We start from the raw sequence: 13,615 nt of genomic DNA, 5'->3' as shown, positions 1-13,615 counted from the left end.
TTAAATATGGATTTCGGTCGGCCGGTTACGGCGCAACCAGATCGTGACGAGCATGCGAGTGAACACCACGGCGGTGAACACCGAGGTGGCGATGCCGAACAGCAGCACCACCGCGAAGCCGCGCACCGGACCCGAGCCGAGGACCAGCATGATCACGCCGGCGATGGCGTGGGTCACATTGGCCTCGAAGATGGTGCGGCTGGCTTCCTTGTAGCCGAGCTCGACCGACTGCATCACGCTGCGCCCGCGCCGCCGCTCCTCGCGGATGCGTTCGTTGATCAGCACGTTGGCGTCGACCGCGGTACCGATGGTGAGCACGAAGCCGGCGATGCCGGGCAGCGTCAGCGTCGCGCTGATCAGGCCCATCATCGCGATGATGACCAGCACGTTGATGACCACCGCGAGCGTCGCGTAGATGCCGAATCGGCCATAGGTCAGGATCATGAAGGCGATGACCGCGACCACTGCGATGATCGAGGCGGTGACGCCCGCCTTGATCGAATCGGCGCCGAGCTCGGGGCTGACGGTCGATTCCTGGACAACCTTGAGCGGCACCTTGAGCTTGCCCGAGCGCAGCGCGATGGCGAGCTCGTTGGCGCTCTGGACGGTGAAGCCGCCGTTGATCACCGCGCTGCCGCCGAGGATCGGCTCGTTGATGCGCGGCGCCGAGATCACGACGTTGTCGACGATGATCGCGAAGGGCTTGCCCGAATTCTCCTGGGTGACCTTGGCGAAACGACGCGAGCCGGCGCCGTCGAGCTGGAGCGTGACGCCGGGCGCGCCGGTCTGCGGATCATAGGTCTGCGAGGCGTTGACCAGCATGTCGCCGCTGATCATCACCTGCCGCTGCACCGCGACGGGGGCGCCGCCTTCGGCATAGGGCATGATCACCGAACCGGCGGGGGCGATGCCCCTCGCGAGATCGGCGGGATTGGCGGTGGTGTCGACCAGTCGGAACTCGAGCTTGGCGGTCTTGCCGATCAGGTTCTTGAGCGCGGTCGGATCGTTGAGGCCCGGGACCTGCACGACGATGCGATTGTCGCCTTCGCGCACCACGGTCGGCTCGACCGTGCCGAGCGCGTTGATGCGGCGCTCGACGACTTCGCGGGCGTCGTCCATCGCGGTTTGCACCGCCTGGTCGAGCCCGGCCTGGGTGGGGGTGAGCTCGAAGCGGCTCGAATCGCGGACCGCGATGTCCCATTCGCGCTGGCCGGTGGTGCCGACGCCGCTGCCGGTGATCGGCAGCAGCCGCTCGCGCACCGCGTCGACCTTCGACGGATCGCGGACCATGAAGCTCAGCTTGCCGCCCTGCACCGAGACGTCGCCGATCTCGATCCGCGGATCGCGGCGCATCTCGGCCTTCACCTGATCGGCCATCTGCGCGATGCGCGATTTGGCGACGTCGGCGGTATCGCCCTCGAGCAGCAGATAGGAGCCGCCGGCGAGATCGAGGCCGAAGTTGATCGCCTTGGCCGGGATCCACGACGGCCACGTCTCGCGCACGCTCTTGGGCACGAGGCTCGGGATCGAAAGCAGGACCATCACCGCCAGGAACAGCGAGATGGTCAGAACCTTCCAGCGCGGGAAATCGAGCATCAGTCGTTCGCGGGCTTGGTGCTGCCGAGCGGGCGCACTTCGGCGAGCGTCGCCTTGATCGCGCGGACCTTGGTGTTGGTCCCCAGCTCGATCTCGACCTCGCTCTCGTCGACCTTGGTGACCTTGCCGATCAGCCCGCCGGCGGTGACGACGGTGTCGCCCTTCTTCACCGCGGCGACCGAATCCTGCAGCGCCTTCATGCGCTTTTGCTGGGGACGGATCATCAGGAAGTAGAAGACCACGAAGATCAGGACGAGCGGCAGCAGCGAAACGATCGCGCCTGCGCTGCTTCCACTCGATGCCGCGCCGGCGGCCTGTGCATATGCTGGGGTGGCGAACATGGGTTTCCGGTTGCCTGGATTGCGGGGCGCGGAACGGCCCCGTTCAAGCGGCGCGCGCTAACATGCGACAGAAAGCGGCGCAACTATTGTCACAGTGCCTTGCATCCCGCGCCGGACCGGAATAGAGGGCGCACCCTTGGTCGGGGCGTAGCGCAGCCTGGTAGCGCATCACACTGGGGGTGTGGGGGTCGCAGGTTCGAATCCTGTCGCCCCGACCAGTCTTTCCAAAGACTTCAACGCGATCCGCCGGCACCCCGGGTGCCGGCGCTCGCTTTGTCGCGTGCGCGCGCCTTGCACGGAACCCGAGCGCCGCGCCTTCCGTTTTGGGACAGCAGCGACAGGGGTGAGCCAGCATGTTCGAACCGGGGATCGTCGCGGTGGCCATGGTCGCCCTCGCGGGAGCGAATCCTATGACCGATCAGAACGAACGTGCGGCATTACTCGATGCGGCGCGCGCGCCGATGCGTGCCGAATTGGGCAAGGAACCGAAATTCCGGGTCGACCGGCTCAACCGCGACGGCGACTGGGCGTTTCTGCTCGCCACGATGCAGGAGGCCGATGGCCGGCCGCTGGACTTCGCCGGAACGCCGCTCGCCGAGGCCGCGAAGCAGGGCATGGTCTCGCGCACCTATGCCGCGCTGCTGCGGCATCGGCCCGGCGGCTGGGAAGTGGTGGCGAAGGCGATCGGGCCGAGCGATGTCGCGTGGGAGGATTGGCCACAGCGCTATGGCGCGCCGGCGAAGCTGTTCGGCGGGAGCTGAGCTTCAGTAGGTGCCGTGCGCGTTGCGCGGATACCACCAGGCGAAGCGCGTGCCGAGATCGGTGGTGCTGTAGACGACGTTACCGCGGTTGCGCTCGAAGCCCATTGCCGGGCGGCCGTTGAGCTGGCCCGACCACCAGCCGCTATTGGCGCGCCCCACGAAGGTAACCCGAATTCCCGGGCCGGTGAAGGTCATGCGATGCGCCCCGCCGCGGCCTGCCTGATCGGTGAACACGCAGGCGCGTTCGGGACCGTCGTTGAACGCGCAGCGCACCGTCTCGCGTGCGGCCGTGCCTTGCGCGGTGGCGGCGCCGGGGAGCAGCGCCGCTGCGGCGAGAGTCGGAAGGATGGCAATTCGCATGCCGCCTCGAACGCCGCGCATGACGCGCCGTTCCCCGATCAACGCGCCATTTCGGCGGCGTGATTGCCGCGGCGGACCGCCTCGCCGGCGGTATCGGCCGGGCGCTCGTAGAGCCGGGTGACGATCTCGGCGGCCGAGCGCGCATCGGTGGCGCCGCGCAGGGCGCGGCCGGCACCGGCCTCGCTGTGGGTCAGCTCGTACTGCACGAAGCGGAGCTGCTCGGCGAAGGACGAGCCATGGATGTCGTGGCCGGCCCAGGCGGCGAAGTCGCGCTGGCGCGGGCCTTCCCACTGCGCGAGGCCATAGCCGGGACCCCCGCCATGCTGGCGGATGCCGGCGTCCATGTTGCTCTCGGCATCGAGGTTGGCGACGATGCCGATCGCCTGGGCGCGGCTCCAGCCCTGGCTCTGGAAATAGCTGATCGCCTGATCGATCCGCGCCTGCTGGCCGCCCTGGCCGGTGGGGACCACGCCGCCGGTCTGGGTGCCCTGCGTCTCGCCGCCGCCGCTACCGCCGGGCGCGCGCAGAATCACCGCGCCATGGCTGAGCGCCCAGCTGAGATTGTTGTGCGAGATCCGCTGGGTGCCGTCGGCATTGACATTGTTCGAGCCGATCATCTGGCCGGGACCCGAGACGATCTCGGTGTGCGAGACGCCGCCGCCCTGGATGATCACCACGTCGCCGGGCTTGGCCTCGGACGCGGGGACGGGCGTCCAGCCGCGCGCGCGCAACGTCGTGTTGAGCTGCGCGACCGAATCGGTGTGGAGATTGGCGGGGAGCTTGCCCGCCTCGGTGAGCACCGCCGAGACGAAATTGGCGCAGCAGATGTTCGAGGGCACGCCCGCGTTCATCGGCAGATTGTCGTTGCGGTTGCCCTTGAGCGACGAGGCGTTCTGGCCGAGATATTTCTCGGCGATCGCCGCGACATCGCTCGATCCGCTGCCCGCAGCGCCGCCGACCGGACCGCCGCCGCCGACGCCGCCGGTTCCCCCGGTGCCGCCGGTCCCGTTGGGAATGGTCAGCGTGCGGTTGGGGAAGATCAGGTTCGGATTCGAGATGTTGTTGGCCTGCGCCAGCGCCTGCCACGTCGTGCCGAACTGCGCGGCGATGGCGGAGAGCGTGTCGCCGGGCTTGATCGTGTATTCGCCCGGGGCTTCGCCGGCGCTGCCGCCGGCGGGGATGTTGAGATGCTGGCCGGGACGGATCAGATCGGGATGGACGATCTGCGGGTTGGCCTTGATCAGCGCCGAGAGCGAGACGCCTTTCTCGCGCGCGATGGCGCTCATCGTGTCGCCGGTCTTGACGAAATAGCCGCGATCGCCGCCACCGCCCGCGCTGGTGCTGGTCTGGCTCTGCTGAACCGAAGAAACGCCCGTCATGGCCCTTACTCCGCCGGAAGCTGTGCTGGTTCAGCCTGATAGCGGCAGGGTGCAGGCGGGTCGCTAATCGGAACGCTTAGAGCGGGGGATCGAGCGCGATGCGGTAGCGCATCTCGGCGGAGAAGCTGCGCGCCACGGCCTTGAGGTTGGCGTCGGTCGCAGGATCGTGCTGGATCGATTCGAGCGCCGCGAACGCGGCGTCGCGATGCTGCTTGCTGCGGAACAGCGGCGTCGCCAGCTCGGGAACGCGGCGCTCGCCCGCCGGCCAGCTCGCCATGCAGGCGAGATCGGCGGTCAGGCGCCGCATCTCGCCTGGGCCAAGGGTCACCTTTTTGAGCGTGCCGGTGCGGCGATACGCCTTGGGCCAATCGCGCTCGAACGCGTCGAGCGCCCGCGCCTGATCGGCGGCGGTTACGGCGTTGGCCGACTTGCACGGCGATGCCATGGTCGTCTGTGCCGGCGCCATCGTTCCGGCGCCCTGGGTGAGCGCGGGCGCGGCCGAGTGCATGCGGCCATTGGCGTAGTGGAAGCGGACGAGCGGTCCGCCCGCGGCGGTGGCGGGCATCGCCACGCTAAACTCGCCGCGCCGCAGCCGGGGCTGCGCCGCCGTGCTGCAGGTGCCGAAGCTCTGGCCGATCCGCGGCTCCTCGCCGGGGCGGGTGACGATCACGGCATAGCGTGCCGGGCATTGCGCGCCGCCGCTGCCGCGAATCAAATGGAGCCGGGCGCCCTTGATCGAATAGCTGCCGACCACCGAGAGCCGATCGACCAGCTCGGCGCCGAAGGGGCGCGAGATCACGGTCTTGCCGAGGCGGATCGCCTGCTCGCTGCCCGCGGAGACGACGGTGGCTTTCTGATCGGCGGCATGCGCCGCGCCGCCGATGGCGAGCGCAATGGGAACGAGCAGCATCAGCGGCCGGTGCATCGATTACCCTCCCGAATGGATCGTGCGGCTAGCACGCGCGAGGCCGCGCGGAGTTCCGCCTCAACCGCGATTTTGCGCGGAAAGATCGGCGGTCGCCGCCTCGAAGCGGGCGATGACGCCGTCGAGCCCGGCCGGGGCATCGGCGCGCGCGGCGCCGTCGAGCGCGGCGCGGACGCCGCTGACCTGCTGGTCGCCGCTCGCGCCCGAAAGGCCGGCGATCTGGATCACCGCCGCGCGAGTGAAATCGTCGATCGCGCGACGCAGCGCACCTTCCTGCGCGGGGCTGGCGCCGAAGCGCGCCGAAAGATCGCTGGTCAGCTCGCCAAGGCCATAGACGTCGCCGCGGCGGGCGAGCTCGCCCATGTCGGGCGCGAAGCCGCTGCCACTGCCGGCGGTCTGGCTCCATGCCTGCGCGCCGCTGCCCCCATTGTTGTTGGCGCCGCGGCTCGCGGCGTCGACCCAGGCGAGCACGCGGTGGCCGATCTCGCCCATCGTCTCGATCGCCGCGCCGCGCGCGTCGGTCGACGCGGCGTTGGTGGGCGAAAGGGGCGAGAGCCCGGAGATGCGATCGATGCTCGTCATGATCCTGATCCAAAAATCTGGGCATGGCTCGCGCCATGTTCCCGAACCAGATGGCGATTGGCGGCCGCGCGCGCCATAATCGCAACGACTAGCCCGGTCTTCCCCTGCCCGAACGCCCGCGTGCGAGCCACACGCCGCCGCCCAGTGCCGCCGCGGCGATCGCAGCGACGGCATAGAGCGCGACGCCGCCGGTCGCCGGGACTGCGGGATCCTCGATCGCGCCGGTGCGGCGCGGCACGAAGCCCTGATCGGTGAGGTCCATCGTGTCGAGGTCGAGGCCCGCGGCACGCGCGCCCTGACGTACCGCCGCCGCGATGCGTTGCAATTGGGCCGGATCGTCCTTGGCATGTTCGAGCGACGCGCCGATCAGCAGCGACTGGAGCAGATTGGCCTCGGCCATTTCCTGTTTCGCGGCGTCGCCGGCATTGGCGATCTCCGGGATCGCGGCCATCGCCTCGGCGGCCTGCGCGCGCACCGCGGCGATCTGCCGCAGCGGTGGCGTGTCGGTGCGCTGGCGCGCGGCGAGCCAGGCGTTGAGCCACCACGCCGCATAGGCATCGCCGACATGATCGATGCGAAAGCCATAGCGGGCGAGCTCGGGGGCGGCTCTCGCGATGAGATCGTTGGCCGCGAGATCCTTTTCGAGCGACGCGGCGCCCTGCGGATCGCGCGCCCGCGCCTTCGCGACGAAGCGCGCATAATTGGCGCGCCGCCGCTCGAGCGAGGGCGTGAAGCGCAGGCTCGCGGTTGGGCGCGGCTTCGATGCCTCGACGCGGCGATCCTTCGTCACCGATTCCTGCGCGGCCTCGTCCATCGCGGTGCCATGGGCGATGCCCATCATCAGCCCGCTCCAGTCGACGCCTTCCTGCGCCGCGGCGGGTGTCGCACCGCCGATCAGCAAGGGGGCGATCAGGCCGATCGCGCGGTTTCGCGCCGCCACTAGCGCGCGGTCTTGCCGAGGCGATCGAGCGGGCTGGGCTGCTGGGCCAGCCGATCGAGCGGGCCGTCGGCGTCGAGCGCGGGACTATGGTGCCGCGCCAGCCCCTGCGACAGGCTTTCGGTCGCCGCATCCTGCGCGGCGCAGGCGTCGTCGGTCTGACGCTCGCGCGGGCTGGCGATCTCGGCGTCGACTCCGCGCGCCTTCGCGCCGCCCACGGACACTCCAACCGATATCGACACGCGGGCGCTCCTCATCCCGTGATTCAACAGCCCAATATCTCCCCGCGGCCGCGCAAGTTCCATAATCGCTCCGACTACCCGCCGGATCGCCGCGCCGCCGCCCGGCCGACTAGTCGGTTTGACTAGGTGATCTAGTCGAAACGCAGAGCGCGGGGGCGCCCGCTTTGGTGTCTTATGGTCATCGACGGTGGCCCGGCGGCCGACCGGCACATGATCCGGGCCCGAGGGCTCACGAACCAGGAGGAAGATTATGTCGATTCTCAGTTCGCTCGGCGGCATCGCTACCAATCCGCTTTCGATCGCGCAGCTCGCCATGGGCCCTGCCGGCTGGGCTTCGCTCGCCGCGCGCACCCTGATGTCGGCGATCGGCCAGCAAGTCATCCAGCAGCTCGGCGAGAAGCTCGGCCTGCCGCAGTCGACGATCGACATGGCGCAGGGCGCGTTCTGCGCCTCGATGGGCGACAAGGCCGGCGTCCGCCAGAATCTGCAGGAAGCGATCGGCGGCTTCGCCGAAGCCTTCAACGCTTCGCCCGCGGAGCAGGGCGATGCCACTCGCGAGATGGAAGACGCCGTCAACAAGATGGTCTCGGGCATGGCCGACGGCGAAGACGCCAAGGCGGCGCGCGCCGGTGGCAAGGGTGCCAAGGGCACCAGCGGCCAGAGCTGGCTGATGGCGCTGGCCGAGGCGCTCGGCAAGAAGCTCGACAAGCAGGCCGCGGAAATGTCGAAGATGGCCGATCAGATCACCGACAAGACGCCGTCGCTCACCGCGAAATTCGGTGCCAAGTCGCAGGAATTCGGCATCCTGATGAACGCCACCACCAACGCGATCAAGACGATCGGCGAAGGCCTCGCCAACTCGGCGCGCAAGGGCTGATCCCTTTCCCGCCACGTCTCAAAGCAAAGGGGCTGGCTCCGCCGGCCCCTTTGTGCGTTGCACTCTCCGAAACCTGAAACAACCGGAGTAAAGTCATGCGAAAGATGCTGCTTCGTGTTCTGCTCTGCCTTCCCGCAGCGGCGATGCTCGCGCCGGGCGGTGCCGCGGCGCAGGGCGTCTTCAACATGGGCATGCTGACCAACACCCTGTCGCAGGGCGGCAGCACCCAGTCGGAGAACGCGCGGGCGAGCACCAGCAGCGTGTTCCGCTCGATGGCGCGCGCGCCGCGATCGGCGGCGGTCAATCACGCCGCGATCACCTATCGGCCGAGCACCGCGGTGCGCCAGCGCAACATGCAGGGGTTCGTCGCCCGGCTCAGCAAGGTCGATCCGAAGGGCGCCGCGGATCTGCAGCGCACCTTCGCGCGCCGCGACGTCGTCGCCGAAGTCGGCGGGGTGATGCGACCGGTCGGGCTCAACCCCAACAATGTCGCCGATGCGATGGCGATGTATCTGGTCGCCGCCTATTACGGCGTGCGCGGCTCGGTCGACAGCAAGCCCGCCGATTACAAGGCGGTCAGCGCGCAGATGGCGCGCGCGATCAGCACCACGCCGGGCTTCGCCAATGCCAGCGATGCGCTGAAGCAGGAAATCGCCGAATCGATGCTGGTCCAGGCGGTGCTGGTCGATCAGGCGGTGCAGGCGGCGCAGAAGCAGCCTTCGGCGATGCCGTCGATCAAGGCGGCGATCGCCAAGGGGTCGCGCGCCGCGTTCGGCTTCGACGTGACGAAAATGCAGCTCGGGCCCAACGGCCTGAGCTGAGGCCCGCGCCTCAATCCGACGGGTAGAAGAGCAGCCCCGCCAGCGCTGCGAGCTCGCGCATGCCGTCGAGCTCGAGCTTGCGCGCGACATTGGACAGATGCACCCGCACGGTGTTCTCCGCCATCAGCAGCAAGGTGGCGATGTCGCCGTTCGAGCGGCCCCAGCCGAGGAATCGGATGCAGGTGATCTCGGTCGGGGTCAGCCGGAGCAGCGCCTCGCGGTGGCGCCTGGGCACGCGCGCCGCCTCGATCATATGCTCGCCCAGCGCGACTCGCTCGGGCGCGCCCGGCATCGCATCGGCCTTGCGCAGCAGCTCGGCGATCGCGGCGAGGCGCTCTTCCTCGGTCATCGGCTGCGGGGCGGGGGCGGCGGCATTCAATGGACCAGCCCCCGGAGCAGCCCGAGGATCGTGTCGGGGCGGCTGAGGATGTCGCGGGTGATCGCCTCGACGAAAGAGCCGACGAGCAGCAGGATGATCGCGGTCGCGGCGAACGCCTTGATCGACATCGACAGCGTGAAGACGTTCAATTGCTGGGCGAAGCGGTTGATCAGCCCGAGCCCCAGATCGATCAGGAACAGCACGGTCAGCACCGGCGCGGCGAACAGGGTGGCGAGCACCATCAGCCGGCCGAACTCGCGCTCGAACAGCCCCAGCCCGCGCGCGTCGAGCGTCGGCATCGGCGCCGCCACCGGCCACAGCGCATAGCTCTCCATCAGCACATGGACGAGCAGCGAGAGCCCGCCCGAGAAGATGAAGACGATCCCCGCCAGCCGGGCGAGAAAGGCACCGTTGAGCGAGGTCTGGTGGCCCGAGAGCGGATCGACGATCTGCGCCATCGTCGCGCCGACCTTGGTGTCGATGATCTGCCCCGCCGCCTCGAGCGCCCAAAGCACCGAGCCGAAGAAGAAGCCGATCAGCAGCCCGACGAACACTTCCTTGGCGAACATCGTCGCCCATTGGCCGGGGCCGAGCATCGACACGTCGAGCGTCGGCTGGAGCGACAAAGAGATGATGCCGAGCGACACGAGGATCGAATTGCGCACCATCGCGGGGATCAGATCGGGCGAGAAGATCGGCATCAGCATGAACGCCACCGCGATCCGCGCGGTCGCGACGGCGAGCAGGAGCATCGGATCGCTCCAGCCGGTCACCGCCGGATCATCGCCGGAAATTCGCTGAAGATGCGGTCGCTGTAGCGATAGAGCGACGCGCCGATCAGTGATGCGGTGACGAACAGGGTGAGCACGATCGCGAAGAACTTTGCGGTATATTGCAGCGTCTGTTCCTGGATCTGGGTCGCCGCCTGCACGATCGCGACCAGCAGCCCCGCCACCGACGCGACGATGATCGGCGGCGCCGACAGGATCAGCACCAGCCACAGCGCGTCGTTGGTGAGGCTGACGAAGTCGCCGTTCATGGCCGTTCGTCCTCAGGCATAGGACAGCACCAATCCGTGGCTCAATTTCACCCAGCCGTCGACGAGCACGAAAAGCAGCAGCTTGAACGGCAGCGATATCGTCGTCGGCGACAGCATCATCATCCCCATCGCGAGCAATATGTTCGAGATGACCAGATCGATGACGAGGAAGGGCAAGAAGATCAGGAAGCCGATCTGGAAGGCGAGGCTCAGTTCCTTCACCACGAAGGCGGGGATGACGATGATCAGATCGCGATCGGTCATCTCGCGGGCATGGGCCGGATCGCCGACGCGCTGCGCAGTGCGCAGGAAGAAGGCGCGCTCATTCGCGTCGCTGTGCTTGATCAGGAACTCGCGCAGCGGCTCCTTGCCGACATCGATCGCAGTCGAGATCGAGGCGGTCGATTGCAAGACGCTGCCATCGCTCTGCTGCGCCGCGATCCGGTCCTGCATCTGCTGGCCGACCGGGTACATGACGTAGAGCGTCAGGATCAGCGCGAGGCCGTTGAGCACGATGTTGGGCGGCACCTGCTGCAGCCCGAGCGCGTTGCGCAGCAGGCTCAGCGTCACGACGATCTTGGTGAACGAAGTGACCATCACCGCGAAGAAAGGCGCCAGCGCGAGCGCGACGACGACGACCAGCGCCGAGCCGGGCGTGAAGCTCGAAAGTTCCATCAGGCGTCCCCGTCGGCAGCGACTCCGGTGATCAGCACGCCGAAGCCTTCGCCAACCGCGACGATCTCGCCCTCGGCGACGCATTGCTCGCCGGCGATCACGCGCACCGGCAAGGTTCCGCCGGCGGCGGGGAGCGGCAGCACGCTGCCCTTGCCGAGCGTCGCCAGCTCGGCGGCGGTCATTCCCGCGCCAATGATCTCGATCGTCGTCGGAATCCGCACATCGGCCCAGCCGGGGTCACCGGCGGGGGAGACAGGCACGGACGCCTCCTGCGATCCCTCCATCGCAACATCATCCTGCAAAACGAGCATCCCATCGTTGAAGGCGATTCGCGCGCGTGGCGCGTCGTTGCGACCCGGCAATGACAACTTCGCGACCGGCGCGCCGGTTCCGAGCAAAAGCAGATCGCCGCGCGCAAGCCCGGCGAGGCCCGCGGCGCGCACCTGCGGACCGTCGAAGCGCGCCGTCCAGCGCAGCCGGAGCCCGCCGATCGCGGTCGCGGCGAGCTCGATCTCGGCGAGCGGCTCGACCGCCATTTCGGGTGGGATCGCGAGCAGCAGCCGGTGCTGGATCACGCCCTGGCCGCTCGTCGCGTCGAGGCGCAGCAGCACCGGGTCGCCGGCATAGCTCTTGTGCAGTCCGGCGGGCTGGAGCTCGCAGCCGAGCACCAGCTCGAGCGCGCCGAGCAGCGGCTCGATCCGGCCGAGCGTGGCGGCCGCGGCCGCGGCATCGACGCTGCCCTGCGCGCCCGAGACGCGCGCGAGCGTGCCGTCGACGAGCAGCGGCGCGATCTGGACGAGATGGCCGCCGCTGCGGAACTGGATCCACGCGATCGCGGCGCGGCGATCGCGCTCGGTGGCGAGGCGCACCCCGGTCTGGAGGCCGCCGATCAGCCGGCGGTTGAGCGCGCCGATCAGCATGGTCTGGAGCTGGGCGCGGTTCTGGTCGATCGCCGGCAGGCGCGTGCGAAGCTGCTCCGGGGGCGCGTTCATCGCGCCGGCTCCGGCGCCGGCGGCACCGCGATCTCGGCCTCGGGCGCCCCCCAGTTGCGGAGCAGCGAGATCGCGCCGCCGGAGACCCCGATCAGCATCAGCTCGCCTTCCGCCTCGATCAGCACTAGCCGCTCGCGCTGGCCGACCGGCAACGCCCGCACGAAGCGCAGCTGGCGCTCGGCACCGTTCTCGCGGCCGCCCAGCCCGCGATCCTGCCAGCGGCGCAGCGCGCGCAGGCTGATCCAGGCGAGCCCCAGCACCACCGCCAGCGCGATGATCATGCCGAGCAGGCTGGAAAGCGCCGTGCCGATCGTCGAATCCATCAATGCGACCCCCTGTTCGTGTCCATCAGTTCGGGTTCGGTGAGATCGGGGGCGGGCTGGCCGTCGCGGACGCGCTTCGCCCAGAGGATGATCTGGGCGATCGCATCGAACATGTCGCGCGGGATGAGCTCGTCGGGGGCGCCGTCCTCATAGAGTTTGCGCGCCACCTGGACGTGGCGGATGATCGGAATGCCCGCCTCCTCGGCCGCCGCGCGCATCGCCGCGGCGAGCGGGCCTTCGCCCTTGGCGGTCATCATCGGGACCGGGCAGCTCTCCGGATCATAGGCGAGCGCGATGGCGATGTGAGTCGGGTTGACGACGAGCACGTTCGCGTCGCGGACCGCGCCGACGGCGTTCTGGCTCGCCCATTCCTCGTGGAGCTGACGGCGGCTCGACTTGATGAGGGGGTTGCCCTCATTCTCCTTATGCTCCTCGCGGATGTCGCGCATGCTCATCCGCAGCTTCTTGGTGTAGCTGTGCTTCTGCCACGCCATGTCGAGCACGGCGACGAGCAGGAAGGCGCCGAAGGTCCAGAGCAACGCCGTGCGGACGAGCCCGCCGGTGAAGAGCAGGACCGAGGCGGCGGCCGAGCGGCCGTCGGTCTCGGCGACGGGGAGCAGCACCGGACCGGTGCGCTCGATGATCTCGGCGAGCGAGCCGCGCAGCACCAGCCAGACGACGAAGACGATCAGCGCCGCCTTGGCGAGCGTCTTGGCGAGCTCGACGAGGTTGTCCATGCTGAACATGCGCTTGAAGCCCTCGGCCGGATTGAGCTTGTCGAGCGTGGGCTTCATCTTCTCGGTGGTGAACACGCCCCCGGCCTGGAGGAATTCGGCGAGCACGCCGGTGATCGCGGCGGGGAGCAGGGCGATCGCGGTGATGCCGAGCAACGCCCAGAGCGCGCTGCGGCCGAGCTGCGAGAGCGCGGTGGCGAAGGGGGCATTGCCGCCGATCAGCACGAAGCCGTCGTCGAACAGCGCGATGACCTGGTTGCCGGCATAGCCCGCGCCGAACAGCAGCACGATCAGCCAGACGAACAAGGTCGCGACGGCGGTGACGTCGCGCGACTTGGCGACATCGCCTTTCTTGCGCGCGTCGGCCAGCCGCTTGGGCGTCGGCTTCTCTGTCTTGTCGCCGCCGTTGTTCTTCTCGGCCAAACGCACCTCCGGCAATACGCATGCCTCGCCCGAACGCTGGACGAGAGGAGAGCGCCGGATGCGCCCGGCCACCGCGCCCGAAGGCACGCGGCGGCAAGGTTTTCAGGTTGGACCGCAGGACCCTGTTGCGTACCAAACGGGCACATTTTCCCAGAAGCCTTAAGGTCGGTCAACTCACGAAGCATGTGCAAAGCGGTCACTAAAGCGAAGTAATTTGGTAATTAAATCT

Annotated in this window: 18 protein-coding genes and 1 tRNA gene; 4 read left to right on the top strand and 15 right to left on the bottom strand. The window is 68.6% G+C overall.

Annotated features, from left to right (window positions below; translation table 11 throughout):
• Window positions 1-1,596, bottom strand: a complete 1,596-nt coding sequence (gene secD, locus E5A74_RS15145) for a protein translocase subunit SecD (protein ID WP_135986425.1) — start codon at window positions 1,594-1,596, stop codon at window positions 1-3.
• Window positions 1,596-1,937: a preprotein translocase subunit YajC gene (gene yajC / locus E5A74_RS15140; RefSeq protein ID WP_135986423.1), complete on the bottom strand. Its 342-nt coding sequence runs from the start codon at window positions 1,935-1,937 to the stop codon at window positions 1,596-1,598. Before yajC ends, secD begins: the two co-directional genes overlap by 1 nt.
• A 141-nt stretch (window positions 1,938-2,078) precedes the next feature.
• On the opposite strand from yajC, the gene E5A74_RS15135 reads away from it, so the two are divergent.
• Both E5A74_RS15135 and E5A74_RS15130 read left to right on the top strand, forming a co-directional pair.
• Window positions 2,079-2,155, top strand: a tRNA-Pro gene (locus E5A74_RS15135).
• 192 nt (window positions 2,156-2,347) lie between these two features.
• Window positions 2,348-2,698, top strand: coding sequence for a helix-turn-helix domain-containing protein (locus E5A74_RS15130; protein ID WP_135986421.1), 351 nt, complete (start codon window positions 2,348-2,350; stop codon window positions 2,696-2,698).
• A gap of 3 nt (window positions 2,699-2,701) precedes the next feature.
• On the opposite strand, the gene E5A74_RS15125 is transcribed toward E5A74_RS15130, so the two are convergent.
• The 6 genes from E5A74_RS15125 to E5A74_RS15100 form a co-directional block, all read right to left on the bottom strand.
• Window positions 2,702-3,058 (bottom strand): hypothetical protein, encoded by a 357-nt coding sequence (locus E5A74_RS15125; RefSeq protein WP_135986419.1) that lies wholly within the window; start codon window positions 3,056-3,058, stop codon window positions 2,702-2,704.
• 38 nt (window positions 3,059-3,096) lie between these two features.
• Complete coding sequence (locus E5A74_RS15120; RefSeq protein ID WP_135986417.1) at window positions 3,097-4,437, bottom strand: phage tail tip lysozyme; 1,341 nt, start codon at window positions 4,435-4,437, stop codon at window positions 3,097-3,099.
• Window positions 4,438-4,513: 76 nt separating this feature from the next.
• Window positions 4,514-5,362: a hypothetical protein gene (locus E5A74_RS15115; protein WP_135986415.1), complete on the bottom strand. Its 849-nt coding sequence runs from the start codon at window positions 5,360-5,362 to the stop codon at window positions 4,514-4,516.
• Between the two features lie 60 nt (window positions 5,363-5,422).
• The gene (locus E5A74_RS15110) at window positions 5,423-5,944 is read right to left on the bottom strand and encodes a hypothetical protein (protein ID WP_135986413.1); all 522 of its coding nucleotides are present in this window, start codon (window positions 5,942-5,944) and stop codon (window positions 5,423-5,425) included.
• 88 nt (window positions 5,945-6,032) lie between these two features.
• On the bottom strand, window positions 6,033-6,884 hold the full coding sequence (locus E5A74_RS15105) for a DUF6683 family protein (RefSeq protein WP_135986411.1): 852 nt from the start codon (window positions 6,882-6,884) through the stop codon (window positions 6,033-6,035).
• Complete coding sequence (locus E5A74_RS15100; protein WP_135986409.1) at window positions 6,884-7,123, bottom strand: hypothetical protein; 240 nt, start codon at window positions 7,121-7,123, stop codon at window positions 6,884-6,886. The genes E5A74_RS15105 and E5A74_RS15100 overlap by 1 nt, the downstream gene beginning before the upstream one ends.
• A gap of 250 nt (window positions 7,124-7,373) precedes the next feature.
• Here E5A74_RS15100 and E5A74_RS15095 point away from each other — a divergent pair, with 250 nt between their 5' ends.
• Window positions 7,374-8,000 (top strand): hypothetical protein, encoded by a 627-nt coding sequence (locus tag E5A74_RS15095; protein WP_135986406.1) that lies wholly within the window; start codon window positions 7,374-7,376, stop codon window positions 7,998-8,000.
• Between the two features lie 104 nt (window positions 8,001-8,104).
• Entirely contained in the window at window positions 8,105-8,821 is a 717-nt protein-coding gene (locus tag E5A74_RS15090; RefSeq protein WP_135986404.1) for a DUF6683 family protein, read from the top strand.
• A 10-nt stretch (window positions 8,822-8,831) separates the two neighbouring features.
• Here the strand turns inward: E5A74_RS15090 and E5A74_RS15085 are convergent, their stop codons facing one another.
• The 7 genes from E5A74_RS15085 to E5A74_RS15055 are packed head-to-tail and all read right to left on the bottom strand — an operon-like array spanning window position 8,832 to window position 13,386.
• Window positions 8,832-9,170, bottom strand: coding sequence for a helix-turn-helix domain-containing protein (locus E5A74_RS15085; protein WP_135986402.1), 339 nt, complete (start codon window positions 9,168-9,170; stop codon window positions 8,832-8,834).
• Between the two features lie 26 nt (window positions 9,171-9,196).
• Complete coding sequence (gene sctT / locus E5A74_RS15080; RefSeq protein ID WP_240699828.1) at window positions 9,197-9,973, bottom strand: type III secretion system export apparatus subunit SctT; 777 nt, start codon at window positions 9,971-9,973, stop codon at window positions 9,197-9,199.
• Window positions 9,970-10,239 carry a type III secretion system export apparatus subunit SctS gene (gene sctS / locus E5A74_RS15075; protein ID WP_135986400.1) on the bottom strand — a complete coding sequence of 90 codons (270 nt, stop codon included), beginning with the start codon at window positions 10,237-10,239 and terminating at the stop codon, window positions 9,970-9,972. Before sctS ends, sctT begins: the two co-directional genes overlap by 4 nt.
• Before the next feature lie 12 nt (window positions 10,240-10,251).
• Entirely contained in the window at window positions 10,252-10,914 is a 663-nt protein-coding gene (sctR, locus tag E5A74_RS15070; RefSeq protein WP_135986398.1) for a type III secretion system export apparatus subunit SctR, read from the bottom strand.
• On the bottom strand, window positions 10,914-11,906 hold the full coding sequence (locus E5A74_RS15065) for a FliM/FliN family flagellar motor switch protein (RefSeq protein WP_135986396.1): 993 nt from the start codon (window positions 11,904-11,906) through the stop codon (window positions 10,914-10,916). Before E5A74_RS15065 ends, sctR begins: the two co-directional genes overlap by 1 nt.
• Window positions 11,903-12,229: a FliO/MopB family protein gene (locus E5A74_RS15060; RefSeq protein ID WP_135986394.1), complete on the bottom strand. Its 327-nt coding sequence runs from the start codon at window positions 12,227-12,229 to the stop codon at window positions 11,903-11,905. Before E5A74_RS15060 ends, E5A74_RS15065 begins: the two co-directional genes overlap by 4 nt.
• Window positions 12,229-13,386 carry an EscU/YscU/HrcU family type III secretion system export apparatus switch protein gene (locus E5A74_RS15055; protein WP_135986392.1) on the bottom strand — a complete coding sequence of 386 codons (1,158 nt, stop codon included), beginning with the start codon at window positions 13,384-13,386 and terminating at the stop codon, window positions 12,229-12,231. The genes E5A74_RS15060 and E5A74_RS15055 overlap by 1 nt, the downstream gene beginning before the upstream one ends.
• Between the last annotated feature and the right edge of the window lie 229 nt (window positions 13,387-13,615).

Source organism: Sphingomonas naasensis (genome assembly GCF_004792695.1).
Classification (GTDB): domain Bacteria; phylum Pseudomonadota; class Alphaproteobacteria; order Sphingomonadales; family Sphingomonadaceae; genus Sphingomonas; species Sphingomonas naasensis.
The sequence above is the reverse complement of the archived record's forward strand: the minus strand, read 5'-3'. Positions and strand labels throughout refer to the sequence as shown.